Annotated in this window: 26 protein-coding genes; 14 read left to right on the forward strand and 12 right to left on the reverse strand. The window is 63.6% G+C overall.

Annotated elements, in window-relative coordinates:
• Nucleotides 1–49 precede the first annotated feature (49 nt).
• Nucleotides 50–238 carry a hypothetical protein gene (locus QM797_RS19440; RefSeq protein WP_283277303.1) on the forward strand — a complete coding sequence of 63 codons (189 nt, stop codon included), beginning with the start codon at nucleotides 50–52 and terminating at the stop codon, nucleotides 236–238.
• Between the two features lie 35 nt (nucleotides 239–273).
• The gene (locus tag QM797_RS19445; protein WP_283277304.1) at nucleotides 274–1,158 is read left to right on the forward strand and encodes a LysR family transcriptional regulator; all 885 of its coding nucleotides are present in this window, start codon (nucleotides 274–276) and stop codon (nucleotides 1,156–1,158) included.
• Between the two features lie 129 nt (nucleotides 1,159–1,287).
• Here the strand turns inward: QM797_RS19445 and QM797_RS19450 are convergent, their stop codons facing one another.
• Complete coding sequence (locus QM797_RS19450) at nucleotides 1,288–2,601, reverse strand: lipase family protein (RefSeq protein WP_283277305.1); 1,314 nt, start codon at nucleotides 2,599–2,601, stop codon at nucleotides 1,288–1,290.
• Nucleotides 2,598–3,161 carry a TetR/AcrR family transcriptional regulator gene (locus QM797_RS19455; protein WP_283277306.1) on the reverse strand — a complete coding sequence of 188 codons (564 nt, stop codon included), beginning with the start codon at nucleotides 3,159–3,161 and terminating at the stop codon, nucleotides 2,598–2,600. The genes QM797_RS19450 and QM797_RS19455 overlap by 4 nt, the downstream gene beginning before the upstream one ends.
• Before the next feature lie 77 nt (nucleotides 3,162–3,238).
• Here QM797_RS19455 and QM797_RS19460 point away from each other — a divergent pair, with 77 nt between their 5' ends.
• Genes QM797_RS19460 through QM797_RS19475 form a run of 4 tightly spaced genes read left to right on the forward strand, consistent with a single transcriptional unit; the run spans nucleotide 3,239 to nucleotide 6,185 of the window.
• Entirely contained in the window at nucleotides 3,239–4,036 is a 798-nt protein-coding gene (locus QM797_RS19460; RefSeq protein WP_283277307.1) for an SDR family NAD(P)-dependent oxidoreductase, read from the forward strand.
• Nucleotides 4,037–4,077: 41 nt separating this feature from the next.
• Nucleotides 4,078–5,028 (forward strand): alpha/beta hydrolase, encoded by a 951-nt coding sequence (locus QM797_RS19465; protein ID WP_283277308.1) that lies wholly within the window; start codon nucleotides 4,078–4,080, stop codon nucleotides 5,026–5,028.
• A gap of 43 nt (nucleotides 5,029–5,071) precedes the next feature.
• Complete coding sequence (locus QM797_RS19470) at nucleotides 5,072–5,617, forward strand: DUF6924 domain-containing protein (protein WP_283277309.1); 546 nt, start codon at nucleotides 5,072–5,074, stop codon at nucleotides 5,615–5,617.
• Nucleotides 5,610–6,185 carry a hypothetical protein gene (locus QM797_RS19475; RefSeq protein WP_283277310.1) on the forward strand — a complete coding sequence of 192 codons (576 nt, stop codon included), beginning with the start codon at nucleotides 5,610–5,612 and terminating at the stop codon, nucleotides 6,183–6,185. The genes QM797_RS19470 and QM797_RS19475 overlap by 8 nt, the downstream gene beginning before the upstream one ends.
• Here QM797_RS19475 and QM797_RS19480 read toward each other — a convergent pair.
• From QM797_RS19480 to QM797_RS19495, 4 genes are all read right to left on the reverse strand, one after another.
• Nucleotides 6,169–6,345, reverse strand: coding sequence for a hypothetical protein (locus tag QM797_RS19480; RefSeq protein ID WP_283277311.1), 177 nt, complete (start codon nucleotides 6,343–6,345; stop codon nucleotides 6,169–6,171). The genes QM797_RS19475 and QM797_RS19480 overlap by 17 nt on opposite strands.
• Before the next feature lie 113 nt (nucleotides 6,346–6,458).
• Complete coding sequence (locus QM797_RS19485) at nucleotides 6,459–7,211, reverse strand: ferredoxin reductase (RefSeq protein ID WP_283277312.1); 753 nt, start codon at nucleotides 7,209–7,211, stop codon at nucleotides 6,459–6,461.
• 1 nt (nucleotide 7,212) lies between these two features.
• The gene (locus QM797_RS19490) at nucleotides 7,213–7,812 is read right to left on the reverse strand and encodes a sulfite oxidase-like oxidoreductase (RefSeq protein ID WP_283277313.1); all 600 of its coding nucleotides are present in this window, start codon (nucleotides 7,810–7,812) and stop codon (nucleotides 7,213–7,215) included.
• Nucleotides 7,803–8,723, reverse strand: a complete 921-nt coding sequence (locus QM797_RS19495) for a helix-turn-helix transcriptional regulator (RefSeq protein ID WP_283277314.1) — start codon at nucleotides 8,721–8,723, stop codon at nucleotides 7,803–7,805. The genes QM797_RS19490 and QM797_RS19495 overlap by 10 nt, the downstream gene beginning before the upstream one ends.
• Nucleotides 8,724–8,824: 101 nt before the next feature.
• Between QM797_RS19495 and QM797_RS19500 the strand changes: the two genes are divergently transcribed.
• Nucleotides 8,825–9,520, forward strand: a complete 696-nt coding sequence (locus tag QM797_RS19500) for an SDR family NAD(P)-dependent oxidoreductase (RefSeq protein WP_283277315.1) — start codon at nucleotides 8,825–8,827, stop codon at nucleotides 9,518–9,520.
• Between the two features lie 76 nt (nucleotides 9,521–9,596).
• On the opposite strand, the gene QM797_RS19505 is transcribed toward QM797_RS19500, so the two are convergent.
• A complete protein-coding gene (locus QM797_RS19505) occupies nucleotides 9,597–10,400 on the reverse strand; it encodes a bestrophin-like domain (protein ID WP_283277316.1) in 804 nt (267 codons plus the stop codon).
• 170 nt (nucleotides 10,401–10,570) lie between these two features.
• Between QM797_RS19505 and QM797_RS19510 the strand changes: the two genes are divergently transcribed.
• Complete coding sequence (locus tag QM797_RS19510) at nucleotides 10,571–11,566, forward strand: tripartite tricarboxylate transporter substrate binding protein (protein ID WP_283277317.1); 996 nt, start codon at nucleotides 10,571–10,573, stop codon at nucleotides 11,564–11,566.
• 259 nt (nucleotides 11,567–11,825) lie between these two features.
• On the opposite strand, the gene QM797_RS19515 is transcribed toward QM797_RS19510, so the two are convergent.
• The 5 genes from QM797_RS19515 to QM797_RS19535 are packed head-to-tail and all read right to left on the reverse strand — an operon-like array spanning nucleotide 11,826 to nucleotide 16,015.
• Complete coding sequence (locus QM797_RS19515) at nucleotides 11,826–13,124, reverse strand: MFS transporter (protein WP_283277318.1); 1,299 nt, start codon at nucleotides 13,122–13,124, stop codon at nucleotides 11,826–11,828.
• A gap of 21 nt (nucleotides 13,125–13,145) precedes the next feature.
• The gene (locus QM797_RS19520) at nucleotides 13,146–14,375 is read right to left on the reverse strand and encodes an alpha/beta hydrolase (protein ID WP_283277319.1); all 1,230 of its coding nucleotides are present in this window, start codon (nucleotides 14,373–14,375) and stop codon (nucleotides 13,146–13,148) included.
• On the reverse strand, nucleotides 14,372–14,617 hold the full coding sequence (locus QM797_RS19525) for a hypothetical protein (RefSeq protein ID WP_283277320.1): 246 nt from the start codon (nucleotides 14,615–14,617) through the stop codon (nucleotides 14,372–14,374). The genes QM797_RS19520 and QM797_RS19525 overlap by 4 nt, the downstream gene beginning before the upstream one ends.
• Nucleotides 14,614–15,249, reverse strand: a complete 636-nt coding sequence (locus QM797_RS19530) for a VOC family protein (RefSeq protein WP_283277321.1) — start codon at nucleotides 15,247–15,249, stop codon at nucleotides 14,614–14,616. Before QM797_RS19530 ends, QM797_RS19525 begins: the two co-directional genes overlap by 4 nt.
• A gap of 13 nt (nucleotides 15,250–15,262) precedes the next feature.
• Nucleotides 15,263–16,015, reverse strand: a complete 753-nt coding sequence (locus tag QM797_RS19535) for a maleate cis-trans isomerase family protein (RefSeq protein ID WP_283277322.1) — start codon at nucleotides 16,013–16,015, stop codon at nucleotides 15,263–15,265.
• 251 nt (nucleotides 16,016–16,266) lie between these two features.
• Here QM797_RS19535 and QM797_RS19540 point away from each other — a divergent pair, with 251 nt between their 5' ends.
• The 6 genes from QM797_RS19540 to QM797_RS19570 all read left to right on the forward strand — a co-directional run bounded on the left by QM797_RS19540 (nucleotide 16,267) and on the right by QM797_RS19570 (nucleotide 25,521).
• The gene (locus QM797_RS19540) at nucleotides 16,267–18,369 is read left to right on the forward strand and encodes a hydantoinase/oxoprolinase family protein (protein ID WP_283277323.1); all 2,103 of its coding nucleotides are present in this window, start codon (nucleotides 16,267–16,269) and stop codon (nucleotides 18,367–18,369) included.
• Between the two features lie 20 nt (nucleotides 18,370–18,389).
• On the forward strand, nucleotides 18,390–20,711 hold the full coding sequence (locus tag QM797_RS19545) for a hydantoinase B/oxoprolinase family protein (RefSeq protein WP_283277324.1): 2,322 nt from the start codon (nucleotides 18,390–18,392) through the stop codon (nucleotides 20,709–20,711).
• Nucleotides 20,708–22,387, forward strand: a complete 1,680-nt coding sequence (locus QM797_RS19550; RefSeq protein ID WP_283277325.1) for a (2,3-dihydroxybenzoyl)adenylate synthase — start codon at nucleotides 20,708–20,710, stop codon at nucleotides 22,385–22,387. The genes QM797_RS19545 and QM797_RS19550 overlap by 4 nt, the downstream gene beginning before the upstream one ends.
• Entirely contained in the window at nucleotides 22,384–23,913 is a 1,530-nt protein-coding gene (locus QM797_RS19555; RefSeq protein WP_283277326.1) for an FAD-dependent monooxygenase, read from the forward strand. Before QM797_RS19550 ends, QM797_RS19555 begins: the two co-directional genes overlap by 4 nt.
• A 25-nt stretch (nucleotides 23,914–23,938) precedes the next feature.
• Complete coding sequence (locus QM797_RS19560) at nucleotides 23,939–24,661, forward strand: TetR/AcrR family transcriptional regulator (protein WP_283277327.1); 723 nt, start codon at nucleotides 23,939–23,941, stop codon at nucleotides 24,659–24,661.
• Between the two features lie 371 nt (nucleotides 24,662–25,032).
• Nucleotides 25,033–25,521 carry a nucleoside deaminase gene (locus tag QM797_RS19570; protein WP_283277328.1) on the forward strand — a complete coding sequence of 163 codons (489 nt, stop codon included), beginning with the start codon at nucleotides 25,033–25,035 and terminating at the stop codon, nucleotides 25,519–25,521.
• The last annotated feature ends 16 nt before the right edge of the window (nucleotides 25,522–25,537 follow it).

Genomic DNA, 25,537 nt, shown 5'->3' on the forward strand with positions numbered 1-25,537 from the left:
GAATCGAGCGACCACCCCACAACAATTTCCTCGAAAGGAACTGAGGCACATGAGTATCGACCCCAGAATCAAAATGACCGCAGGGATCGTCATGGCTGCGATCGCCTACTTCGTCGCCGTCACCAATTTCATCGACGGCGATATTCGTTCCGGCGTGATTCTCACCCTCATCGGCATTTTCTTCAGCACGGTTCTCGTGCAAACGGTAAGCCGCTACATGACAAAGGATCCCAGTTAGCCATCCGGACTCCCGTCGTCCTTTACTCTCGACCGATGCCCACCTTGCGTGCCCTCGAATGCTTCGTCGCCGTGGTAGACGCCGGTTCTGTCACTGCCGGCGCGGCGCAGTTGCATCTGTCGCAACCTGCGTTGTCTCATCAGCTGGCGTCGTTGGAATCGGAAATCGGAACCCCGCTGCTGGACCGGCTCCCGCGCGGGGTTCGGACTACCCCGACCGGTCGCGCGTTGCTCGACGATGCGCGGGCGGCGTTGGCCGCCGCCGACCGAATCGTGCGGACCGGACGAGCGTTGGCGGAGGGAAGTGAGGGCCGACTTCGACTGGCGTGCGCCGAGAGCATGACCGTTCCACTCCTCGCGCCGACGCTGCGGAAGTGGACGAGGAAGTATCCGGACATCGGACTGGATCTGACCGAATTCAGCAGTGCGGACGCTATGGCGGACGCACTCTCGAACGGCGACATCGACCTTGCAGTCGGTCCATCCTCCGATCGGTTCACCGGCGTCATTCACGAAATCGGAAAGGAAGACATCGTTGCGGTCGTCCCGGAGGGCCTCGATCTGGCCGATGAGCCGGCCGTTTCGTGGACCGATCTGGCTGGTAGACCAATCGTGCAGTACCACCCGACAAATGGCCTGCGCGGATGGTTCGACGCCGTCGCGGCAGCCCACGACATCCATCTCGATGCTGTGACCTATACCCGAAATGCCGCGACTGCAGCACAACTCGCTCACGCAGGTCTCGGAATCGCCCTCGTCCCGACCACCGCATTACCGGCAAGATTTGCCGGCGTCGTCAAACCGATGAGGCCGCCGCTCCAGCGATCCGTGGTCGTGATGGTCGGGACGCGGATGGACACACTGACCCGCCGATTCGTCGACGACATCGTGGCCCGCGGCATGAGCTCACGCCGAACGTGACTACGCGGACCTCGGTCCTGGCGTCCGATCATACGACCGTCGAAAACCGGGCCCCAACGCATCGATTCACCGAGATCGCATGACGGCTGTCACTGACCTGACCGCATTCGGTCCCGATGCGATCGTGTATCAACCGATTCGGCCGGCGAATGCGCGCCCGGTGGACACCGCGAGTCCGAGCAATCCGCGCAACCCCGGCAATGATCCCGCCAGTGACCACACGGTGTTCGTCGACGATTCGTCGGTCGGCTTGCCCGCGAAGCGATCCGAGAGCCAATCCAGTGTGACGGGGGCTGCGATCGGGTGCAGCGACAGGTGTTCGCTGAGGCGATCACGGATGTACGTGACGTTCGCTCCCGCAGCGCGATACCGGCGCACTTGCCCGTCCACGTCATCCACGTCGATCATCGGATCATGCACCGCCTGCACCACGAGAAGAGGAAACTTGGGTGCCGACTTGCCGGGCTGAATGTCCTGAAAGATCTGCACCATCTCGGGGGTCGCCAGGAGATCTGCCAACGGGATATCGAGGTGCCGCTCCAGATCGTGCATCACCATGGATGCGACGGCGTGCACTGTGGTCTTGCGGTGCAGGGACGAGAGGGCCTCGAGCCCCGCAGCAGCCACGTGTTCGCGAACGACGCGGTCGAGTTCGGGGTAGGTGCGACGTAAGCCCTCCACCACCAGCGCGGGCAGCGCCGCGAAGATCGTGCCGTTGAGGCGGGAAAATGCGGACCCGGGATCGCCGACGGGCGATCCGAGTGCTGCGCCGACGATGTCGAGTTCAGGGGCGTAGTCGGCCGCAGCCTCCGCGGCCCATGACGTCGCCAATCCGCCGCCCGAGTACCCCCACAGCGCGACAGGGTTAGTAGCGGCGAGGTCGAGCGGCTCGAAAGACAATGCCGCGCGGACGCCGTCGAGTGTGCAATAGCCGGGCTCGACGGGTGCTCCCCACCGCCCGTCCATGCCCTCGTGATCGGGAAGGGACAGAACCCATCCGCGGCGCAGTGCGTACAGGATGATCATGAACTCGAACTGCGGTACGGAGCCCACAGCTCGAGCACCGGCCCGCAGGACGTAAGACGGGAAACACCGATCCGACACGGCGTCGATCGCGCACTGGTAGGACAGCAGAGCGCGCTGCCGTCGCGCTCGACCCCCGACCGGAAGAATCACCGTCGTAACCGCGACACGCGCTGCCCCGTCGAGGCTGGTGGTCTTGTACAGAAGCTGCCACGCCGACACCTTCTGCCGAATTACGCCGAACAACGCGAGGGTCACCTCGCGGGATCGCAACACGGTCCCCGGCTTTGCACTCTCGAAACCGGCCGGGGCCAGATAGAACGGGTCCATGCTCGGAGTCGTGATGATCGATTCCGAGTCGACGTGGTCGGCCGCGGCTCGCGGACGCCCGGTCGACGCGGCATTGGGTTCGGTACTCATGGTGGATCACTTCCTGGTGCGGGTGCGAGGGTTTCGACGAGTTGGTCGATGACTGCTCGGGAGTCTGCAGGTGACGCCGCGTGAGTCAGTAAACCCTCGACGACGAACGTACCGATGCGGAGCATGGCGTCGGCCGCCGCACCGGACAGGCCTGCAGCTTCGATATCGGCGGCGAACAACGATTCCGCGAAGGCATGAAACCCGTTGTGCCATTGATCGATGGCCTCGGACTCCGTCACCCGATCGTGCACGGTGGAGACCAATGGACCCACTTTCCGTAGCCGCTCCACCAGCCAGAACAACCGGTCGGCCAGCGGTAGGTCGACGATGTCGAGATAGTCCGTGGCGTCCTCGGCGGCTATGGCCGTCAGAACAGCGACCAGGATGTCGTCCTTGTCGCCGAAGTACCAGTACAACGTATTCGCGGTGACGCCTGCTGCTTTCGCCAGACGGCTGATCGAGGTGCGATCGAAGCCGTCGGACACGAACATTTCGCGGGCGGCAATCACGATGTCTTCGCGCTTGCTCTCCCGGTCGTGAAGTCCGCGGTTCCTGGGCATAGGACCGACTATATCTTGAATGGTCTTCAAGAGCCTGCTACCGTCCTTGGATACCATTCAAGAGTGGAGGCCCGTCGATGTCGAAGACCGGAAGAACTGCGCTGATCACCGGAGCATCAGCAGGTATAGGCGCGGCATTTGCTCGACACCTCGCAGCCGAGGGGCACAACCTCGTTCTCGTTGCGCGTCGCGAAGACCGACTCACTGCACTGGCGGGCGAGCTGTCGTCCCAATACGACGTGCGATGCGACGTCGTGCCCGCGGACCTCGCCGACCGCTCTGCGCCTCGGGCCATCCTCGAAGAAACGAAATCCCTCGGCGTCGATGTCGATATCCTCGTCAACAACGCAGGCATGTCGGGGAACTCCACGTTCGCAGATGCGCCGTTCGACGCACTCGCCGCGGAGATACAGGTGATGGTCACTGCCGTCACCGAACTCGCACATCTGACGGTGCCCGGCATGAAGGAACGCCGATACGGCCGAATCGTGAATCTGTCGTCGTTGGCGGCGTTGCTTCCACCCGGTGCAAGTCTGCTGTACACCGGAATCAAGTCCTATGTCCTGGACATGTCGCAAGCGCTCGATATGGAGTTGCGCCCGAACGGCATCCACGTGACTGCGCTCTGCCCCGGCTTCACCCACAGTGAGTTCCACGACGTCATGGGAACCCGAGATGCTGCAACATCGAAGCTGCCCTCTTTTCTGTGGCAGTCGCCCGAGGACGTTGTCCGAGAGGGATGGCGGGCAGTGAACAACGGCACGCCGGTGTGTGTGCCCGGGATGGTCAACAAAGTGACTGCTGCTGCAGCCAAGCCGATTCCGACCCGCATCGGGTACTACCTCGGCAGGACCCTCAACCCCTTCAAGCTGTGAGATCCGATCGCCGACCTGCTGTAGAACAGAGAGACCAACGCATGACCACCGACAACCACACCGGCTTCACCCGTACCGAAACATCGTTCATGTCGGACGGAGTTCGTTGCGCGGCTACGGTCTTTCGTCCCCGCATGTCCTCTGCCAAGGCACTGCCGGCAATCGTGATGGCGCACGGATTCGGTAGTCCTCGCGCGTTGCGCCTCTATGCGTACGCCGAGCGTTTCGTCGATGCCGGCTACGTGGTGTGCGTATTCGACTATCGGTTCTTCGGGGACAGCGATGGCGAACCGCGCCAATTGTTGGACGTTGTTCTGCAGCTTGCCGATTGGCGTAACGCAGTCGACTTCGCTCGCTCGCTCGACGGAGTCGACGAGAACCGAATCGTCGGGTGGGGCACGTCTTTCGCCGGTGGACACGTACTCACGTTGGCGGGCAACGGCGTTCGGTTCGCAGCGGTCATCGCCCAGGTGCCCCACATCGACGGTATTGCCGCCGTCCGTGCGACCGGGTTCAAGCAGGGGTTGCGCCTGGCACCGGCCGCCATCACCGACATCGTCCGCGCTGCGCTCGGGCGATCGCCGCACTACGTCGACAGTGTCGGGCTGCCTGGGGCTCGCGCGGTGATGGTCTCACCCGACGCGATGAAAGGGCGTGACCGCTTGCTCCACGAGTCGGGACTGTCCGACGGCGACTACCCCGAAACCGTTGCGGCGCGGATACTGCTGAAGATATGGCGGTACTCCCCGGGCCGTACGATGTCCGCTATCGATTGCCCCACGCTGGTGCAGATCGCGTCCGACGATTCCGTCACCCCGGCGTCCGTCGCACAACGCGCCGCGGCACAAGTTCGCAAGGCCACGGTACGTACCTACTCAGGCGGTCATTTCGACCCGTACGTCGAGCCACTGTTCTCCTCCGTGATACGAGATCAACTGACGTTTCTGGCCGACAACGTGCCCCTGCAACTCCGGGCCGTCCCCTCCGCCTGACCGAACGGTTCGGTGCACCCCACAGTTCTCGGATTGGATCGCCATGCCCGACGGAACAAACAACTCTGAACTTTGGCTGCTGCGAACATATTTCGGTGATGACGACGATACCGCGTGGACCACTCTGACGGAGCAGGCCCGCCGCACGCGATCGTCGGTATCAGGTGCCGCGCTGGTCATTTCCTCGGACCGGGCGCAGTGTCAGCAGCGCATTCGTCGGGTGCTCACGCGACTGGCCACGCGTGCCGAGGCGAACGATGGCTTGTACGTTGCCATTGCAGACAAGCAGACGTTCCTGCGCCACGATCGAATGCTGCTCACCATCGACTGTTCGGCAGTTCCACGAAACGCCGAACGCATTCCCGCAATCCGGATGGCCCCGCCCAGTGCCTTTCGGTTGGGTATCGATGGCCGATCACCGGATACCGGGCGTTCGATCGACCCGGCTCACCGACCGATGTCGGAAGTTACACCTGCACAGTTCGATTCCGAGCGAACCGTTGCCGATTTCACGGCAGGCGTCGGCGACGCGATCCGAGCCAGTCGGCGGTGGCGAACGAAGATGACGCGAGACGGTTCCTGTGGGTAGACACCGGGAATCGCCCGCAAGAACTACGCCCATCCACATTCAGGCGGGAGCCCGGACGCACGACGAATCTCCCGACCCGCTACTGCGAACAGGCGTCGTCGTTCAGACATTGCTGTTCGGGCTCGTCGGCATCGGCACCACCTTCACACAGGACGGCCCCAGCGACGGTCTCGGCACCGTGCTTACCTACGCCGTGTGCATCAGCACGGTTCCCGTGGCATGGATCATGAGCAAAGCCGACTACCGGATGGACCTGTGGTCCCGCCGCGCACCGGTCAACAACTGGTTCGTCGTGTACTGCGAACTCGGTGTCACCGCCGTGACCGCAACGTACTCCGACCCGCTGGCAGCGCTTCAGGGCGCAATGCTGCTCGCGCTGGTCGGCGCGTACGCTGCCCACTTCGCCCGACCTGAAGTGATCTGGCTTCACGTCGTGTGGAGCACCGTCTACGTGCTCGTACTCGGAGCCCTGGCGCTGGCAAGGGCCCCGACCGACACAGTATCGATCGTCCTGCGAGTGTTGGTGGCCGTCATCGTGATCAAGGGCGCTGTCACCCCTGCCGCGTAGATCCGGTGCGACGAGGGTCAAGTGCGGCGACCCCACGCAGCCAGCTCCAGAGCATGCGCTGGCTGGAGACCCCGTGCACCACGAGGACGGGCTCACTGGTCCCGGTGTGTGTTTCCACGACGACGTCTCCGCCGGATACCGGTACTCGATCAATGGTCATGATGCCGACAGTATGGGAAGCCGGCTCCGGAAGGGATGGATCCGAACCCCACTGTGAATGTCGAAATGTGGACAGTTCATCTCTACCGCGTGCGCGGTACCGACTCGAGGGCCTCAGCTCGGTCCGAAACGTTCTGTTCGGATGTTCGCCGCCGAGTGACCCCGTGCCACCAGCATGTCTGCCACCGTGTCGACGAAGCTCGTGGGGCCGCAGATGTAGCATCGCGGCTCGAATTCTGCCGGCCATCCGTGGGCGTCGAGGTCCTCGACCGTGATGCGGCCGAGGGGCCGTGCGTTACCGGCAGGAGCACGCCGCGTGTGGATCATGGTGACGTCCACGCCGGCCGGAGGGTGAGCCCACTCGTCGGCGAAGTAGACCTCTGCGGGTTCGCGCACCGAGTACAGCACCCGGAAAGGTACCCGTCCGCCCGTCGCGGAAGCCTGCGCACGAACCATCGCCCGGAGCGGGACGATGCCGGAACCGCCACCCACCAACAGGATCGGCGGGGATGGTTTCTCCGAGGGCTGGGACGGCCGCCAGACGAACCATCGACCCACCGGCCCGCGGATCTCGATGCGATCGCCGACCTCGACAGCCTCGACCAGGTATGGCGATACCTCGCCGTCCGTGACGTTCTGGACCGCGATCTCGATGCGCGACGTGCCGTCGGGAGCCGATGCCAAGGAGTAGCTTCGCTGCGCGCTGTAGCCGTCCTCGGCGGTGAGCTTGACGTCCAGGTGCTGCCCGGCAAGATGACCGGGCCATCCGTCGACGTCGAGAACCAGGGTGGACGCGGTGGGTGTCTCGCGCCGCACGGTCTGCACCGTGGCAACGAGCCAGGGTTTCGCCCCAGCCGCCGATGTCACGTCAGTCGCCCTGGTACCGCTGCTCGCGCCACGGATCTCCGTAGTCGTGGTAGCCACCGCGCTCCCAGAAGCCTTGTTCGTTCTGCAGGGTGAGTTCGATGCGTGAGATCCACTTGGCCGATTTCCAGAAATAGAGATGCGGAACGAGAAGCCTTGCAGGACCACCGTGTTCGCGAGCCAGGGGAGCGCCGTCGAACTCGGTGACCAGCCAGGCCTTGCCATCCCTGAGGTCCTCGAGGGGGAGGTTGGTGGTGTAGCCGTCGAAGCCGTGAACCACGACGTACCCGGCATCGGTATCGAGGCGGTCCAACAGAACGTCCAGGCTCACCCCCTTCCATGTGGTGTCGAGCTTCGACCATTTGGTGACACAGTGAATGTCGACGGTTGGAGTCTCGTGCGGAAGTGCCGCGAATTCGTCCCAGGTCCAGCTGCGAGTGTCTCCGCGTTCGGAGGTGATCGAGAACGACCACGTGTCGGTCGCGACCACGGGCGCAGGCCCGATCGCGAGCACGGGAAAATCCTTGGTCAGATACTGGCCGGGGGGAGTGCGCCCGTCATCGCCGCGTCGGCGGCCGACGAAGCCCTTCGAGATCAGTGCCATGGTGACGAATTGTGCGCTCGTGGTCGGGAGTCTGACAAGTCGGGCGCACCACTCATCTGCGCGGCACCGCCGGCTACAGCGGCCAGCCGCAGTTTCGTCTCGTCCTCCGAACCCGGGGTAGCAGTCATGATGACGATCTTCAGCTCTGCGTCACCGTCGGTGAGTACGTCGCAGTCGACGGTGATCGGTCCGACCGTCGGATGATGGACCACCTTGTGATCCTCGCGGTGTGCACCGACGGTGCCAACCGACCACAACGCAGCGAATTCTGAACTACCGGAGCTCAATTCCTCGATCAAACCCCTCAGCCTCGAGTCCTGGGGAAACCGTCCGGTGGCACGCCGGAGGTCGGACACGACTGCAGCGCGAACTGCGTCCTTGCCGCCGGACGGCGTCACCGGCCAGGCGGACATTCTTGGTGAGTCTGCGGCGAGGGGGAAGCAGTCGCGAGCAAAATTTCTCTTGGCCGCTGACACGGATGACGGATCACCCACCAGCGCAGCCCACGTTCGGTTCCACCACAGCAGTTGCCAATCGGCTGCGAACACTGCGACCGCACCGTCGTCCAGTCGACCGACGACCCGCCGTACCCCGGGCGGGATGAGGTCGGAGATGGTGCCGTCGGCCGGCGGGATGTGACCTGCCAAGCGGTAGAGATGGTCTCGCTCGGGCAGGGTCAGCTGGAGGGCGCGCGCCAAGGACGACACCACCTGGACCGACGGGGTCGTCGCTCGCCCCTGTTCGAGCCGCACGATGTAGTCCACGGAAATGCCCGCGAGATCGGCGAGGTCCTCCCGCCTGAGCCCCGTGGCCCGGCGTGAACGCCCGGTCGGTAGACCGACAGCATCGGGTGAGAGTCGATCGCGCCATGATCTGATCGTCGCGCCGAGTCCATCCGTTGTCGAGGTCACGGTTCCATTGTCGCTCTTCGGGCGACTGTCAGGGTGGTACCGATTTTCCTACCGTCGAGGCGTGCCTGGAACGAGCCTTGGTCGACCTGGACACTGGGGACATGACCATCACATTCATCACCGGAGCAAACAAGGGCCTCGGCTACGAAACGGCTCGACGACTGATCGATCGGGGCCACATCGTCATTCTCGGCGCACGCGATGTCGAACGTGGCACGACCGCTGCCGCAGCAGTCGGGGCCAGGTTCGTGCAGATCGATGTCACCGATCCGAAATCCGTCGCGGCCGCCGCTGCGGACGTCCAACGTGAGGAGGGGGTTGTCGACGTACTGATCAACAATGCCGGCATCGCCGGACCTCACAGTGCCGTCGACGAGCTGACCGCCGAGGACGTGTCATCGGTACTCGATGTCAACGTTCTCGGAATCGTCCGCACGACAGCGGCATTCCTTCCGCTGCTACGGCGCTCGGCTGATCCCGTCATCGTCAACGTCAGCAGTGGGATGGGCTCTTTTGCGGCGACTCACGATCCGTCTCGCGTCGAATCCAGCGTGGTGGCTCCGGCCTACACTGCTTCGAAGTCGGCGGTGACCATGCTGACGACCCAGTATGCGAAGGGCTTGAGCGACATTCGAATCAATGCCGCCGATCCGGGCTACACCGCAACCGAATTCAACGGAAACAGTGGACCGCAGACCGTCGCCGAGGGGACCGACGCCATCGTTCGGCTCGCGACCGAGGGGCCGGGCCACGGATCCGGGCGGTTCATCGACCGGCACGGAACGGTCAGCTGGTGACCGGATTGTTCAGCACCTCAGCACGGTCGACCTGAGCGGAGACTCCGATCGTCCCGGTGGCGATGCACCGTCGGGCTCAGGTGGGGTTGCCGGACTCGTCGCACGGTGCCGGGTGGCCGTCGTCGATGAACTGCAGCGTCACGTTCATCTCGGTGGGTTGGATGCTGCCCGACCAATCGGAGTACGGGTGATCGAGAAACGCGACGACGACCAGAGCCGAGGCCACGAGCGCCGAGACGAACGCGATCGGAACGGCCTGTACTACAGCGGATTCGCGGCGATCCGCCTGTACGCACATGTACGAGAGAATTGCCGACGCTCCGATGCCCAGCACGATCCACAGCGGAAACGGAACCGATGGTGTTGCCTCGGCCAGCCGATCGCGTCGACCGTCGCGGCGCTCTGCTTGCTGATCGAACCACTGTGCGTAGGCCGCCTCCTGTGAGGCACCTTCCGGTGTGGTGGCCGCAAAATCCTCGACCATGGTGTCCACCCAGTGATTGACTGCGGGGGATGTTTCACTGCGCGCCATCGCTGACCATTCGTCCGAGACGACAGCACGGCTGTAGCAGATCAGGCCGCCGTGCAACTTTTCACCGTCGTGTCCTTCGAGGACATCGGCCACGTTGTGCAGCTCCGTCACGGCGACGGCTTCGACGCTGGCCCCATTGCTCGCGCGCTGGTAACTCTGTAGTGCGAAGAAAATGGTGAATGCCAGCAGGACGGAGAACATCGTTCCGATGACCGTCAATGCACCGGCTGCACGAGTGCTGTCGATGAACCATCCCGGATCGGGCGCTCGGGTGCGGGCAGCGAGTTTGGCCGTCACGGCCAACACCACGACGAGTACGACGATCAGACCCAGTATCCAGCTCGGCACTGCGCAACTGTAGGTGAGCGCGCGCCCGTGCGTCGGTGAAATCGCGTACTCGTCGCGCGTGGGTGGACGCGGTTGTCCGGACGTCATTTTGCTCCGCCCCTTTGTCACTGCATCCTAGAGTTGGGCGGAAGCAGCGACCGCTGTACCGGACCGGGCCGAGGGGCGATGCTGTGATCGCGAAGAGATCGATATTGAGCGTCATGATCGCGGCCACCCTCGTGTTGACTGGATGTACCGATTCCGGACCCGACACCGATCCTGCATCTACTTCCGATTCGGTGCCCTATCCCGACGGCCCCGTCACGATGACGGCGGGAGCCGATCCCGGCAGTGGCTTCGACCTCACCATCCGTTCGGTCGTCGATGCCCTGCAGAAGGAGAAGATCGTCGAAACAGCTCTGCCGGTGCAGAATCGACCCGGCGGAAGTGGTGCCGACTACCTTGCCACGATGGTCGAGGACCATCGAAGCGCCGACGATCAGCTTGCGGTGACGTCGTTGTCCATGATGGTGAATCAGGTGAGCGGGGTGTCGAAGTACGGCTACGACGACGTCACGATGATTGCCCGACTGATGACCGAGTACTACGTCGTCGTCACGCGTCCCGGCAGTCTTCTCACCGACCTCCGCGGAGTCATGACTGCAGTAGCGTCCACCCCATCGGGCGTCGTGGTCGGTGCAGCCCACGATGACGAGTTGCCTTTCGCCCTATTGGTCTCGGCGGGCGGCGGCGACCCGTCCGCCGTCCGATACGTCACCCAGGAGGGTGGCCGCGAACAGATCGCCGCACTTCTGGGCGGTGAGATCGATGTGGCCATCGGTGGCGTCAGTGAATTCGTCGATCAGCTGGCATCCGGGGACCTCGACGGTATCGGCGTTCTGGCCGACAATCGGATCCCCGGTCTCGACGTCCCCACCGCACGAGAGCTGGGATTCGATGTGACGCTGTCCAATTGGCGCGGACTCTACGGGCCACCGGACATGCCCGTCGACGCAGTCGACTACTGGCGGACGGCGCTGGGGAAGATGGTGGAGACACCCACCTGGAAGCAGATTGCGGAGCGCAGCAAATTCACGACGACTTTCATGATCGGCGATGAGTTCGAAACTTTCCTGGCCGAGACGCAGAAGGATGTGGAGACCGGATTGCAAGCGGTGCCGCGGTGAGCGCGTGGTAGGCCCGCGACGGTCAGTACAGGCAAGCAGGGCTTCGGCAGTGAGGCGAGGAATTGGGCGCAGGATGATTCAGGACCGCCGCTGTCCTCGATAGGTAGCACGATCAGTTCATGACCATCACTGATCCTCCCGCCCCATTCGTCGTCGACGCACCATAGTCGGAGCTCGACGACTTCAGCTTCCGAGAGGTGGAGAAGCAGCTCGCGTCGTTTCCTCGATACATAGTGGAGATCGACGGGCAGCGCATCCACTACCTTGGACCGCTGGAGGTGGGCACAGCAGCCGCGACCGCCGCCGATCTTCCAGCTGGAATCAGAATCGTCACACCGGCTCCGATGATTGCCGGCAGGGCGAAAGCCAACAGTTGAGTGCTGGTCCCCGCACCGGCGGCGACGAACAGTCCGCCGTATGTGGGACCGACGATCGCGCCGAGTCGCCCCACTGCGAGTGCGACGCCCAATCCTGTGGTCCGGCACGACACGGGGTAATAGCCGCCGATGAAAGTGTTGAGCAGGATCTGCGTCCCCGTCGTTCCCATTCCTGCGATCAGCACCAGAACGTACACGAACGCGATCGGGGGAGTGGTCGCGATCAAGGCCAACGACACTGCTGCACAGAGGAATCCGAGCGCCGTCACCGGCTTGATGCCGAATCGATCGGCCAGGTAAGCACCGCCGAGTGCACCTACTGCACCGCCCACGTTGAGGACGAGCAGAAAGGACAGTGCTGCGCCGAGCGGGTATCCGGCCGAACGCATCACCGCGGGCAACCAGGTCGCGACGCCGAACAACACGAGGAGGCACAACAGTGTCATCACCCAGAAGGACAACGTCACCCGTGCTCGATTCGCGGTGAACAGCGCCCCGATTCCGCGATCACTCGATTTCGAACCGCCATCGGAATTCTCGACTGCTTCCTCGAGTCCGTAACGAGTCGAGATCCTCTGTGCCGCAGCAGGCCTTTGATGCGAGGTGAGGAAGGCAGGCGATTCGGGTAGATATCGGACCATCATCGGCAGAATCAACAGTGCAGGAATCATTCCTGCGGCGAACATGGCTCGGAAACCGAAGGCCGGGACGAGCCATAGAGACAGGATTCCCGCCGCGATACCTCCCACGCTGGTCCCCACGAATCCCAGTGCCACCGTTCGTGCTCTGGTTTCGAGGCGGGAAAACTCGATCAGCATCGACGCCGCGGTCGGCATCAGAACTCCTGCCCCGACGCCGACGACGAATCGTGCTGTTCCGAACATCTCGGGAGAGGATGCAATCGCACAGCATCCCATTGCGGCCGAGAACAGTGCGACCGCGGCGATCAAGGCGCGTCGTCTGCCCCAGCGATCCGCGATACTGCCCGCAGCCAGCGCCCCGACGAGCATACCGACTCCCACCACGGAGCCGAGGACGCCGACGGTCGCCGGATCGAGGTCCCACGGCTCGTACGTCAGGAGCGACGGCACGACTGTTCCGTACATCAGGAGGTCGTACCCCTCCAACGTCAACGCCAACAGGCAGAGTGCGACGACAGGCGAAAAAGTGTTACGTGACATGATATTCCGCTCGAGAGAGGGTCAGGTGAAGTGCTCGGACAACCAGGCACCGATGTCGGCGGCGGCGAGGGAGGCGCCCGTCGGCGCACCGTGGCGAATGGGGCCACCGAAGTGTGTACCTTCGACTGCTACGAGGGTCTTGTCCATCGAGCCCAGGGCGTCGAACATTCTCGATGCGTCCTCCGGGAAACACGCCTGGTCCCCGGTCAATTCGACGAACAGCGACGGGACCGTGACCGACGGGGCGCATCGGATGAAGTCGGCGTTGGAGCTCAGGCCGGACCACGTCGACAGCCATGCATCCGGCGTGGACAGGCGCGCGAAACCGACGAGACCGTAGTTCGTCAGATCCGGACGCCGACCGAACAGCGAACCGTACGGTCGGGCATTGGGACTGATCGACAGGTCGGTGAACCTGAGGTCTGCGTCGGTGCGATAGACGGTCAGTATTCGCGGTGCCAACCCATCTCGACGATCGACTGGATCGCCACTGGTCTTGAATCGCCGTCGAGCATCCGACGCCTCCGCCACGCGTGACCGCGCGAGTACGTCCAACCGTGCGACGCGATCTCGCTGGCCGGCGTGGAACCTCTGGATGAAATCAGATGAATACGTGGAGCTTTGAGGTGCCTCGACGAATCCATTGGCGGCATCGAACGGATCGAGCGTCGGGTCGATGGACATCGGGTCCGATTCGTCGACGACGGATGGATCGATCAACCGCAGCAGCAACGCGCCCTGCCCGGGGTGCGGTGCCATGAAGATGGCACCGTCGGGTACCGGCATGTCCGCGGACGCCAGATCGATCGGTCGTCCTGCGGGCGTCGAGGTCAGTCGCTCTTCGGGGGCGAGTCCTGCTTGCTCGTGGTAGAACGCGAACAACGTTCCACCACCGGAGTGCCCCAGCGTCACAACGTGATCGAAGGATCGAGAGCGTAGGAACACCTGCCCGGCGGCGGCGTCGAGCAGGGCTTGCTCGTGCACAAGCGAAATGTCGTTGTTCACCGAGCGCGTGCCTTGGGTCCAGACCGCGTATCCCCGGGCGAGGAGCTCGGGTACAAGAACGTGATGCGTCAGGTCCTGGCGCGGGTGCATCAACGCAACGACCGTCTCGGCACCAGGGACCGTTCGCAGCACTCCGCTGACCTTCGCACCGTCTGCGGTGGTCAGCTCGTGCGCCGAGGTCACCGTGTTCGAGGGAGCCTCGGCGGCATCGATGTACCGGCCTGCGCCGAGGCGGGCCTGAGTCATAATTTCTCGACATGTAGTGCGTCTTTGTCCCACTGCGTGATTCGAGACTCGGACAGGCCCGAGATGCTGCTGTACCAGACGGCGTGCCTGCATCCGGTGGCCCGACGGTCGATGACGATGTCGCCGTCCGAGACTATGCGGAAGTACGGGCCGACGTGGTCCACGCGTACGGCTGGATCGATGTCCGCGACCGAAGCGATCGTCGTGTTCTCGGGAATGTCGAGTACATACAACGTGGTCACGAAACTCCCACCTCGTTCTCGGCAGACCAGTCGGCGGCACGTTCGACTATCAGTTCGGCTTTGCGGGTCAACAGATTCGCCATACTCGGGTCGGGTCCGCGAACGACGTCGATGAGGGCGTCGATCGTCAGATTCGCGTCGAGATCTTCCTGCGGCGTGACGGGCCGCATCGCGCGGGTGAGTTCGATCATGTAGCCGTTGGGATCGTGCGTGTAGATGGACTCGATCGTCTCGTGTTGGATTTGCATCTCCACGGGCCAATCACTGCCGTCGAGCCGTCGCCGATACTCCAACAGGTCTTCTTCGCTGTCGACGTGGATTGCCAGGTGACGCGAGCGGATGAAGAAGATCGGTACGTCCTCGTCGAAGCGCGAGTAGGAATCGCCCTGTGGGCCACCCTCGAACGGTTCGAGGCCGAAGTAATAGAAGAAGGCGAGCCGGTCGTCGTTGCCGATGTCGAAGAAGAAGTGAATGAAGTCGGGATGCTTCTCCGGGCCCCAGCCGGCCGCGCAGATGGAATGCACGACGGGGAAGCCCAGTACGTCGCGGTAGAACTCGACAGTCCCGGCCGGATCGAACGTGGGGTAGGCGACGTGGTCGACGCCTCGAACCTTGTGTGGCAAGTCGGACATGAAGATTTCCTCTCTACGAAGTGACGACTGCGTCGGCCCGGAGCAGTGAGCCGGCGTCCGGTAGATCGACGGGTAGGTTCAGCGCACGGAGCAGGCTGTAGGCACCTGCCGTCGCGGCCGATAGAACAGGGATGCCGAATTCGTCCTCGGCTGCTTGTACGAGCGGCAACGACGGCATCTGAACGCACGCCGAGATGACCAGGGCATCGGCACCTGTCCTGTCCAGCGACCGTGCAGCATCCATGACTCGGTCGCCTGGGATGCAGCCGACTTCGGCGTTGTCGGAGACCTCCAACGCACGCCAGTCGAGGACCCGAATGCCCTCGGCCTCGATGTACTCGACCACCTTCTGTGCGAGCGGTCGCATGTACGGCGTCACCAGAACGATGTTCTTCGCGTCGAGCGCGCGTAGGCCCTCCACGAGGGCACCCGCACTCGACCGGACGGCGGCATCGGACCCGCCGGTGGCGAGTTGCTCCGCCACGAGCCCCTCCACACGTTGGTGTTCCCCGGGCCCGGCGACCATGAGGGCAACGAGGCACGCATAGAGAACGGCGTCGATTCCGGCATCGCCCAACTCGAGGATGCACCGTTCACGCTGCGCATTCATCGCCCGCAGTTGCTCCGGCGACACTGCCTGCATTCGCATGCGGGAGGAATGGAAAGAGAACTGGGCATCTGGATGTCGCGCCAACAGGGCGGGCATCTCCGTCTCCACAGTGACGTTGGAACTCGGAACGACCAAGCCCACACGGTGAGTGCTCATGAACGACCTTTCTTGATTGACGTTGATGACGAGTATTCGACGTCAATGATGATTCGTCAAGCCTGCTTCACCAGGGGAATCGAATGAAACCGTGGCGTGGGGCAGTATCGACGCAGGTGACAGCACTCACATTCGGGGTTGACATGTTGTCGGTCACGTCGAATACTCGACACAGACGTAAGCAGTGTTCGAGAGTGTCTCGCTCTCACACGCCAGAACGTCTTCGACTCGGACCTAAGGAGCACACCGGCATGACCTATGTGATCGGAGTGGACGTCGGCGGAACGTTCACGGACGCAGTACTCGACGACAGTTCCGGCACCGTGGTTGCCGCAAAGGCCCCCTCGACACCACCCGACTACTCCCAGGGCGTCATCGACGTCCTCGAGGCGCTGGCCGAGCAACTCGGATGCCCAGTTCAGGAGATGCTCGCCAACACCCATCACATCGCCCACGGCACCACGTCCTCGCTCAATGCTCTGGTGATGGGCAACGTCCCGCCGGTCGGGTTCCTGACCACCAAGGGGCATCGGGATTCGATCTACATCATGAACGTCGAGGGCCGGTACCTCGGTGGGTCTCCCGAGCAACTGCAGAACGTGTTGGGGCAGAGCAAGTCCCACGGTCTCGTCCCCAAGCGACACGCACTCGAGGTCACCGAACGCCTCGACCGTGACGGCACGGTCGTCGTCGCGCTGGACGAGGAGTCCGCGCGCGTCGCCATCCGAAGCCTCGTCGACGACGGCGTCTCCGGAATTGCGGTCTCACTGCTCTGGTCGTTCCGTAACCCTGTGCACGAGCAACGTATCCGTGAACTGGTCCACGAGATCGACCCCGACATGTTCGTCTCGCTGTCTTCCGAGGTGAGCCCGCGCATCCGTGAGTTCGCACGTAACGCGACGACGATCATGAGTACCCAGATCGGCCCGGGATTGCGTGATTACCTCGGCTCGTTGGAGAAGAAGCTACGCGCCCTCGACCTCGCCGGCCCACTCCTGGTGATGCAGAGCAACGGCGGTGCCGTTGCCGCAGCCGAGGCCCCGAAAAACGCTATCAGCACAGTCGGGTCCGTGTTGACCGGCGGCGTGGTCGGAGCGGTATCACTCGGAAAGCAGCTCGGTCACAAGAACATCATCGCCACCGACGTCGGCGGAACCACGTTCCTCGTCGGACTCGTCGTGCACGGTGAGCCGGTGCGTGCGTCGAGCACCATCATCAATCACCACCCGATCAACGTGCCCACCCTGCAGGTGCACGCCATCGGCTCCGGCGGCGGTGCCATTGCGTGGGTGGATGCCGGCGGCAACCTTCAGATCGGCCCGCACAGCGCCCAGGCGGTGCCCGGACCTGCGTGTTACGGACAAGGTGGCACCGAACCCACCAATGCCGACGCTAACCTCGTCCTCGGCATTCTCCCCGAACGCGGATTGCTCGGTGGTCGCAAACCACTCGACAAAGAGCTTGCGCGCGAGGCCATTCGTCGTCGCATCGCGGAACCGCTCGGTCTGTCGATCGAGGACGCAGCCGCCGCGATCTATGCCGTGCAGAACGCGCAAACCGGCGACCTTCTGCGCAAGACGGTCGTCGAAGCCGGGCACGATCCGCGAAACTTCGTTCTCTACGCTTTCGGCGGTGCCGGCCCATCGCATTGCGCTGCCTATGCAGCCGAAGTCGGCGTCAAGGAAGTCATCGTTCCGCTCGGGCAGGTGGCATCGGCGTTCTCGGCCTACGGTCTTGCGTCGTCGAACATCGTGCTCGCGGCCGAGCTGTCCGACCCGGCGGCGATGCCGCTCGATCCTGCTCGCGCAGAAGCGAATTTCGAGGGCCTCGAGAAGCGCGTCCGCGAAGCCCTCGGTCGACAGGGGCTGTCGTTCACCAGCATCGAGGTCGAACGTGAGATCGACATGCGCTACACGATGCAGTTGGCAGAGGTGGCGACGACCGTTCCCGAAGGTTCGCTGGACTCGGCGAGCGTCGCACACGCCTCCGATCTCTTCGAGCAGCGCTACGCAGATCTGTACGGCAAGGACAGCGGATTCCGCGAAGCCGGTATTCAGGCGATCACCTATCGCGTGCGTGCAACCGGTGTCCTGCCGTTCTCGCCGACCCTCCCCGAACTGAAGTCCGCCGACTCCGCCGACGCCTCGGTCGCTCGCATCGGCACCCGAAAAGTCAACCTGGACGGGCGAATCGGATATGTCGACACCGACATCTACGACTACAGCAAGCTCGCCGCCGGGCATGTACTCGCCGGCCCCGCCATCGTCGAAGTCCCGACGACCACAGTCGTCGTCCCGCACGGCACCACCGGAACTGTCGACCGCCTCGGCAACCTCAACATCGTCGCCGGCTGAGACCACAGGAGAACCGAACCATGACATCCGCAATTCCCGGGTCCGAGATCTTCTCGTCCCGCCCCGTCGACCCCGACGCCCTCGCCCGTACCCTCCCTCCGACGCTGCCGGTGCACACCGTCACCCAGCAGCAGATCGACGAACTCGACCCGCTGACCTACGAGGTCATCCGTCACCGACTCTGGTCGGTCACCGACGAGATGGGCGAGGCACTCAAACGAATGTCGGGCTCACCCATCGTCACCGACGCGAACGATTTCGACTTCGCGATCAGTGACGAACTGGGACAGGAGGTTCAGGTCGGCCTCTACAACACCATGCTCGTCGGAGCCGTCGACCTGGCCATCTACTGGACCTTGCAACACCGCGCCACCAACCCCGGAATCGTGGAGGGTGACATGTTCCTCTGCAACGACCCGTGGGTCGGTGGGGGACTGCATCAGAGCGACGTCATCGTCTACCAGCCTATCTTCCACGAGGGCAAGCTCTTCGCGTGGACCAGTGCGATCTGCCACGAACCCGACCTCGGCGGTTCCGGACTCGGATCGTTCGACCCATCGGCGAAAGACGTGTTCTCCGAATCGCTTCCGACTCCACCGGTCAAGGTGGTCCGCGACTACGAGCTCCAGCGCGACATCGCGGATCTATGGGTGCGGCGCTCCCGCGTTCCCATGCTGGTCGGGCTCGACCTGCGCGCCAAGATCGGCGCCAACACCGTTGGGCGCAACCGCATGCTCGCCGTGATCGAGCAGTACGGTGCCGACACGGTCAAAGCCGTCATGAAGCGCATGATGACCGACGCCGAAGGGCGTCTGCGCAGCAAACTTTCGTCACTGCCCGATGGGACCTGGAAGGCCACCGGTTACCAGGATCAGTCGCACGTAGGTGACCGCGGCGTCCACAAGATCACCGTCGCGATGAGCAAGACCGCCGACCACCTCACGTTCGACTTCACCGGCACCGACAAGCAGACGGGCGTCATCAACTGCACCTACGCCGGGATGCGCGGCGGCGTCATGCTCGCGTTGCTGCCGATTCTCGCGGGCGACATTCCCTGGTCCGCAGGCGGATTGATGCGATGCTTCGACCTGGTGTCCGAGGAGGGCACCATCAACAACGCGAGCTTCCCGGCAGCGGTCAGCCGTGGTCCGATCGGACCCGCTTGGCTGACGGGGACACTCATCGCCGAATGCCTGTCGCAGATGCTCGACAGATCGGTCGACCTCGGCAAGAGCGTGCAGGCTGCGTGCTGCGGTACCTGGGACACCGCCGTGATCGCAGGGCTCGACGAACGCGGGGAACAACCCGTTCCGTTCCTCAACATCATGATGGAACCTATGGCAGGCGGTTACGGCGCACGCCCGACCGCAGACGGCATGGACACCGGCGGACTCTTCTGTATTCCGATGGGGCGCATCCCCGATACGGAAATGACCGAGTTCCTTTACCCGCTGCTCACACTGTGGCGTCGTGAAGAGCCCGACTCCGGTGGACCCGGTCGTCAACGCGGTGGCGTCAGTGCATCGCTCGCTGTCACGCCGTACGGCACCTCGCTCCCGATGGGCCTCGTCCTCGCCTCGGCGGGTAAGGCCGTGGCGCAGAACAACGGCCTGGCGGGCGGCTACCCCGGCAACACCGGACTCGAAATTCTGGCGCGCAGTACCGACGTCATCGAGCAGTTTGCCGCAGGCAAGATTCCGGGAGCGCTAGACGAGCTCGGCGGCGGAAAGGAATTCGGTGCCTGCTACGCCGAAAGCTATGTCGCGCCCGGCGAAGTGCTGTACATGCACTGGCAGGGCGGCGGCGGCTACGGTGATCCGCTGCATCGTGATCCGGCGGCGGTCGGCGTCGATCTGCGTGAAGGCAAGGTCACTATCGACGGTGCCAGTGTGGTGTACGGCGTGGTGATCGACGACGGCAGGGTCGACGAGGCAGCAACTACCGCGCGACGTCGGGACATGATCGACGAGCGCCGCACGCGGTCCACCCAGCACTCCGACGCTCCGATCATGGATCTCTCGCTCGCCCGCAGGCTCGACGACAACCTGTCCGAGGTCACCGTCGGGGACGTTCGGGTCATCGCTTGTGCCCAGTGCGGCCGACTTCTCGGTGACGAGAAGAGCGGCGGCGTATTGGATCTGGCGCGGTACGAGGGCCCGTCCTCCGCCGCTGGACCGCAGGTGACGTCGGATCCGTCCGAGTACGTCGACACGCCCATCGTGTTCCGTCAGCTGTGTTGCCCGGGATGCTGGACGGCCGTGTACTCGGGAATCGTGCCTGCCGATCACCCCGATCATTCGCTGGAGATCTCACGGTTGCTCCCGGCGGTGGCCGAACGATGACCGCCGCCACCGACGCCACTTCCTCGGACTGGGACGGACGACTGGCTCGGTACCCGGAGGATCGCGCGCGGCGCTACCGACAGAGCGGGGCGTGGAGTTCACTTCCGACAAGTCGGCGGTTCCACGACATCGCGCTCCGATTCCCCGACCGGCCCGCGATCATCGGTGCCGAGGGCTCGATGACGTTCGGCGAGCTCGACCGTCGCACCGACGCAATCGCAGCCGGTCTGGTCGAGCTGGGATTCGTACGTCTCGAACCCGTGTTGTTCCAGCTGACAAACAGAGTCGAGACCGTCCTCGCATGGTACGGGTGTGTCAAAGCCGGGTTGGTTCCGGTCGCGACTCTGGCCGCCCATCGAATGCACGAAATCGCACACGTCGGTGCCGCGGTGGGCGCAGTCGCGCACTTCGTGGAGGCGGGTCTGCCGTCCTTCGATCTGGTCGAGTTCGCCCGTGAACATGCTGCCGTGAGCGAGACCGTTCGCGCCGTGGTGACAGTCGGGGATGTCGGGGGTGATGGACTGTGCTTGGAGACGATCGGACTCGACATCGATCCTGTCGAGGCGAGGGCAGCGGTCGAAGCAGTCGAGGCCGCGACCGCTCCCGAGGATGTTGTCGCGTTCCAATTGTCCGGCGGTACAACAGGAGTTCCCAAGGTCATTCCACGGATCCACGCCGAATATTGGAACAACGCGTTGATGTACGCTCAGCGGCTCCAGTGGACTGCGGACAGCCGCGTCGCCCATCTGATCCCCATCGTCCACAACGCCGGCATCGCGTGCGGTTTACACGCCTCGCACTCTGTCGGAGCGTGTCTCGTACTCGCGACAGCGGACGTCAGGTCTGCGTTCGAGCTGATGGAACGCGCTGAAGCGACCGAGGTATTGATCGGCCACGGTCACTACCAGGCCGTTCTGAGTTCCGAGTTCGATCGCGTGCGTGGGCGTCTGAAGCACGTGATTCTGTCCGGTGCCAAAGTCTCACCGGCACTGATGGACCGAGTAGACGATGGCAAAGACCATTGGGCGGGGCAACTGTTCGGGATGTCCGAGGGCCTGCTCACCGTCACCCCGGTTGCCGCCCCACGAGATGCTCGCATCACCACCGTCGGTACACCGGTCTGCGCGGAGGACGAGGTCCGCATTCTCGATCCCGGAACGGAGATCGTGTTACCCGACGGAGACGTCGGTGAACTGTGTTGCCGCGGCCCGTACACGATCACCGGGTATTTCGACGCCCCCGAGCACAACCGGACCGCCTTCACCTCCGACGGCTTCTATCGGACCGGGGATCTGGCGTCGATCTCCGTCATCGACGGCGAGCGATACGTCTCGATCGAGGGGCGCATCAAGGATCTGATCAACCGCGGAGGCGAGAAGATCAACGCCGAGGAGCTCGAACTTCTGCTCCTCGACCACCCGGCCATCGTGGGTGCGGCCGTGGTCGCGATGCCCGACCCCCGGCTCGGCGAGAAGACATGCGCGTATCTGGTCACCGACGGTGCTCCGGTGACGATGGCCGACGTACAGGACCACCTCACCCGGCTCGGGGTGGCCAAGTTCAAATGGCCCGAGCGCCTCGAATGGATCGACGCGCTTCCCCGAACCAACGTCAACAAAATCGACAAGAAGCGTTTGCGGCTCGACGTCGCCGCGAAACTCGAGAGGCAACAATGAAACTCGACCACGTCGCAGTCATCGGCGGTGGCCCCGGTGGCCTCTACGCCGCACGACTGCTGAAACTGTCCAACCCCCACGCCGACATCGCTGTTTACGAACAAAGTTCACCGGATACCACGTTCGGGTTCGGAGTGGGCCTCGCCTCACGGACGCAGCGGAATCTCCGTCAGGCCGACGCACCATCACTCGATGCAATTGTCGCTCGGGCTTATTCACACGAGATGTCGATGCAGGTGGGGGAGTCCATCGCGCGCTTGGCCCGTGGCGATCTGCTCGCGATAGCTCGGACCTCGCTGCTGTCCGTCCTGCAGGAGCAAGCGCGTGACGCAGGGGTTCGGCTCGAATTCGGCGGACGCCGTGAACCGGCCGATCTCGACGTCGACCTCGTCATCGCATCGGACGGAATCAACAGTGCGACGCGCACCGCCGACAGCCGGTTCGGTGCAGACATCGCCACCGGATCCGGCCTCTACCTCTGGTGCGGAACGGATTTCGCGCTGCCCAGTGCAATTTTCGTACCCGTCACCACCGAGCACGGAACGTTTGTTGCGCATGCGTATCCCTATGCGCCAGATCGCAGTACGTTCCTGATCGAGACGGATGTCGACACGTGGACCCGCGCAGGATTCGACGCCACGACAGCAGCCACGGACCCGACCGAGACCGACGAGGCGTCGTTACGCTATCTCGAGAAAGCCTTCGCAGACACTCTCCATAACCACGGTCTCATCGGAAACCGAACCCGGTGGATGAAGTTCCGAACCGTCCAATGCCGAAACTGGTCGGTAGGCAACGTCGTTCTTCTCGGGGACGCCGCCCACACCGCTCATTACTCCATCGGGTCGGGAACGAAGCTGGCCATGGAGGATGCCATTGCGCTCGATGCCGCACTGGTGGCAGCGGAGACCGTCGGGGATGCGCTCGCCGAGTACGAACGGGTGCGACGACCGGCCGTCGAACACCTTCAGCAGATCGCAGTGCGAAGCGAACAGTGGTGGGAGTCTTTTCCTCAGCGGATGGATCTGCCCGTGGAGCAACTGATGGTGGCGTACATGACACGAGCCGGAAAGGTCGGCCTGGAACGGTTTCTGGAATCGGCACCGGACGTGGCGTGGAAGGGAATCGCCAGCTATGGCCAGGTCGCGGCGGACTCGGAAGCCCCGATCGATGCGTCCAGGTGGATTCTTGCCCGTCCCCTCGAACACGGAGATCGGTCGTTCTGCGACCGGTTCGCACCGCCCGCACTTCGGGAAGATCCGAGTACGACGGTGGTATCCGTGGACGTAGAATCCGCCTGGAACGAGAAGGCGACTGCCGTCGTCGACGAGGCCAGGGCCAGTTCCACGATCTGGCTGACCGGCTCCGATGAGCGCGATCACGTCCTCACACGGCTAGATGTCGCGGAGCGCATGATGTGCAGTACCAGCGCACTCGTCGTCGTCGAGGTACCGACGGAATGTGTACCCGACGCCGTGGCCGGACTCGTCAGTGCTCGCACGCACCTCGTGTTCGTCGGTTCTTGACGAGCGCGACGGTTATTCTTCGTTCATGACACGCGAGGATGCACCCCGGGGGGCGACGCGCAATCCGCGTCGAGAGCTGGTCGAGAAGCAGATTCTCGACCAGGCCACGCGGTTGTTCGCGCAGAAGGGCTTTGCCAGCACGACTCTCCAGGACATCGCCGACGCAACTGGCCTCACTCGGCCGGCGCTCTATCACTACGTCGCGAACAAGGACGAGCTGCTCTCGCGCCTGATCAGTGAAAGCACCGAGACTCCGGCGGCGGTGCTGCACGATATCAACGGGCGTTCGGACCTCCGTCCTACCGAGAAGCTCCGCAAGATGGCCACCGCGATCGCGTTGAATCAGGCCGAGACCGCCGACCGCTTCAAGCTGATCATCAGGTCGGAAGCCGATCTGCCCGAGGAGATTTCGAGAACCTATCAGCAGAGCCGCAGGCACGTTCTCAAAGAGTTCGTGCTGGTGGTCGAAAGCGGTGTCAAGGCAGGGGAATTCAGACCCGTCGATCCTCGGACGGCGGCACTCGGCATTATCGGCATGCTGAACTGGGTTGCCTGGTGGCATCAGAGCGGTGATGCCGACGCCGATCGCAGCGTGGCCACGCAACTCGCCGACATGGCACTGCGCACCGTCGTCCAGGAGAGTGGCGCGCCCGTAGTACCAGAGGGGCCCGAACGTGCCATCTCGATGCTTCGGCAGGACCTCGACTATCTCGAACGCATCCTGGCTCGGGATCGATCACAGGCGTGATCGACGGGACCGTCACTGGGTCCGTTCCGCATCATGTCATCGGCGCAGATCTTTTCGCATGATCACCCACGGGAATCCGCCCGACACGGACGTCCTCTCGGCCGCGAACTCGAAGCCCGCCGACTCGAACAGCCCGCGTGTGCCATCGTGAGATCGACTTTGCGGCCCTCGTTGTCCACCGGATACCCCTCGGCGAACGACGTGGCAGGCCGTATCGAGAAGCTCACCCGCCGACCATACCGAGCTTCGATGGATGCTGCCCCGGAACAGGCAACCGGTTTCCGGACGGACCGGCCCGGAGGTTTACGTGTCTCGACCCGGTACGGTCGAGCCGTGGACACTTCGATCGTCGACGCACCCGGTGGTGCAATGTGAGTATCTCCTCGAGCGACCGCGCATTCCTGGCCCGAGCTGTGGACTTGGCGGCGGACGCAGTGCGGACGGGCAACGATCCGTTCGGATCGGTACTCGTCTCGGACGGCGGGGAAGTGTTGGCCGAGGACAGAAATCGGGTGGGCGACCTGAACGATGCAACTCAGCATCCCGAGATCGCTCTGTCGCGTTGGGCCGCTACCAATCTGAGCCCTGTTCAGCGTCGAGCGTCGACGGTCTACACCTCCGGTGAGCACTGCGTGATGTGCGCTGCGAGCCACGGAATAGTGGGTCTCGGACGCATCGTGTACGCCACGTCCACCGCTCAATTGCTCACGTGGCTCGAAGAATTCGGCGCTGCACCACTCGCTGTCACGCCGTCGCCCATCGAACAGATCGTGCCAGGGATCGTGGTGGACGGGCCGGTCGCCGAGTTCGGCGAAGCTGTTCGTGAACTACACCGGCAACGCCACGCGTCTGCGCGGTAGCGAGCAACAAAGAGGG

It is taken from the genome of Rhodococcus sp. IEGM 1381 (assembly GCF_030056795.1).
In the GTDB taxonomy this organism is placed as follows: Bacteria; Actinomycetota; Actinomycetes; order Mycobacteriales; family Mycobacteriaceae; genus Rhodococcoides.

Excerpts from the sequence above, each read along its gene's own strand:
- QM797_RS19490 (WP_283277313.1), bottom strand. The coding sequence starts at position 7,812 with ATGGCACTGATCTCGAAGGGCTTCGTCGGCCGCCGACGCGGCGATGAC.
- QM797_RS19465 (WP_283277308.1), top strand. The coding sequence starts at position 4,078 with ATGACCACCGACAACCACACCGGCTTCACCCGTACCGAAACATCGTTC.
- QM797_RS19470 (WP_283277309.1), top strand. The coding sequence starts at position 5,072 with ATGCCCGACGGAACAAACAACTCTGAACTTTGGCTGCTGCGAACATAT.
- QM797_RS19520 (WP_283277319.1), bottom strand. The coding sequence starts at position 14,375 with ATGACTCAGGCCCGCCTCGGCGCAGGCCGGTACATCGATGCCGCCGAG.
- QM797_RS19515 (WP_283277318.1), bottom strand. The coding sequence starts at position 13,124 with ATGTCACGTAACACTTTTTCGCCTGTCGTCGCACTCTGCCTGTTGGCG.
- QM797_RS19555 (WP_283277326.1), top strand. The coding sequence starts at position 22,384 with ATGAAACTCGACCACGTCGCAGTCATCGGCGGTGGCCCCGGTGGCCTC.
- QM797_RS19530 (WP_283277321.1), bottom strand. The coding sequence starts at position 15,249 with ATGTCCGACTTGCCACACAAGGTTCGAGGCGTCGACCACGTCGCCTAC.
- QM797_RS19560 (WP_283277327.1), top strand. The coding sequence starts at position 23,939 with ATGACACGCGAGGATGCACCCCGGGGGGCGACGCGCAATCCGCGTCGA.
- QM797_RS19480 (WP_283277311.1), bottom strand. The coding sequence starts at position 6,345 with ATGACCATTGATCGAGTACCGGTATCCGGCGGAGACGTCGTCGTGGAA.
- QM797_RS19540 (WP_283277323.1), top strand. The coding sequence starts at position 16,267 with ATGACCTATGTGATCGGAGTGGACGTCGGCGGAACGTTCACGGACGCA.
- QM797_RS19500 (WP_283277315.1), top strand. The coding sequence starts at position 8,825 with ATGACCATCACATTCATCACCGGAGCAAACAAGGGCCTCGGCTACGAA.
- QM797_RS19460 (WP_283277307.1), top strand. The coding sequence starts at position 3,239 with ATGTCGAAGACCGGAAGAACTGCGCTGATCACCGGAGCATCAGCAGGT.
- QM797_RS19455 (WP_283277306.1), bottom strand. The coding sequence starts at position 3,161 with ATGCCCAGGAACCGCGGACTTCACGACCGGGAGAGCAAGCGCGAAGAC.
- QM797_RS19440 (WP_283277303.1), top strand. The coding sequence starts at position 50 with ATGAGTATCGACCCCAGAATCAAAATGACCGCAGGGATCGTCATGGCT.
- QM797_RS19450 (WP_283277305.1), bottom strand. The coding sequence starts at position 2,601 with ATGAGTACCGAACCCAATGCCGCGTCGACCGGGCGTCCGCGAGCCGCG.
- QM797_RS19550 (WP_283277325.1), top strand. The coding sequence starts at position 20,708 with ATGACCGCCGCCACCGACGCCACTTCCTCGGACTGGGACGGACGACTG.
- QM797_RS19535 (WP_283277322.1), bottom strand. The coding sequence starts at position 16,015 with ATGAGCACTCACCGTGTGGGCTTGGTCGTTCCGAGTTCCAACGTCACT.
- QM797_RS19545 (WP_283277324.1), top strand. The coding sequence starts at position 18,390 with ATGACATCCGCAATTCCCGGGTCCGAGATCTTCTCGTCCCGCCCCGTC.
- QM797_RS19445 (WP_283277304.1), top strand. The coding sequence starts at position 274 with ATGCCCACCTTGCGTGCCCTCGAATGCTTCGTCGCCGTGGTAGACGCC.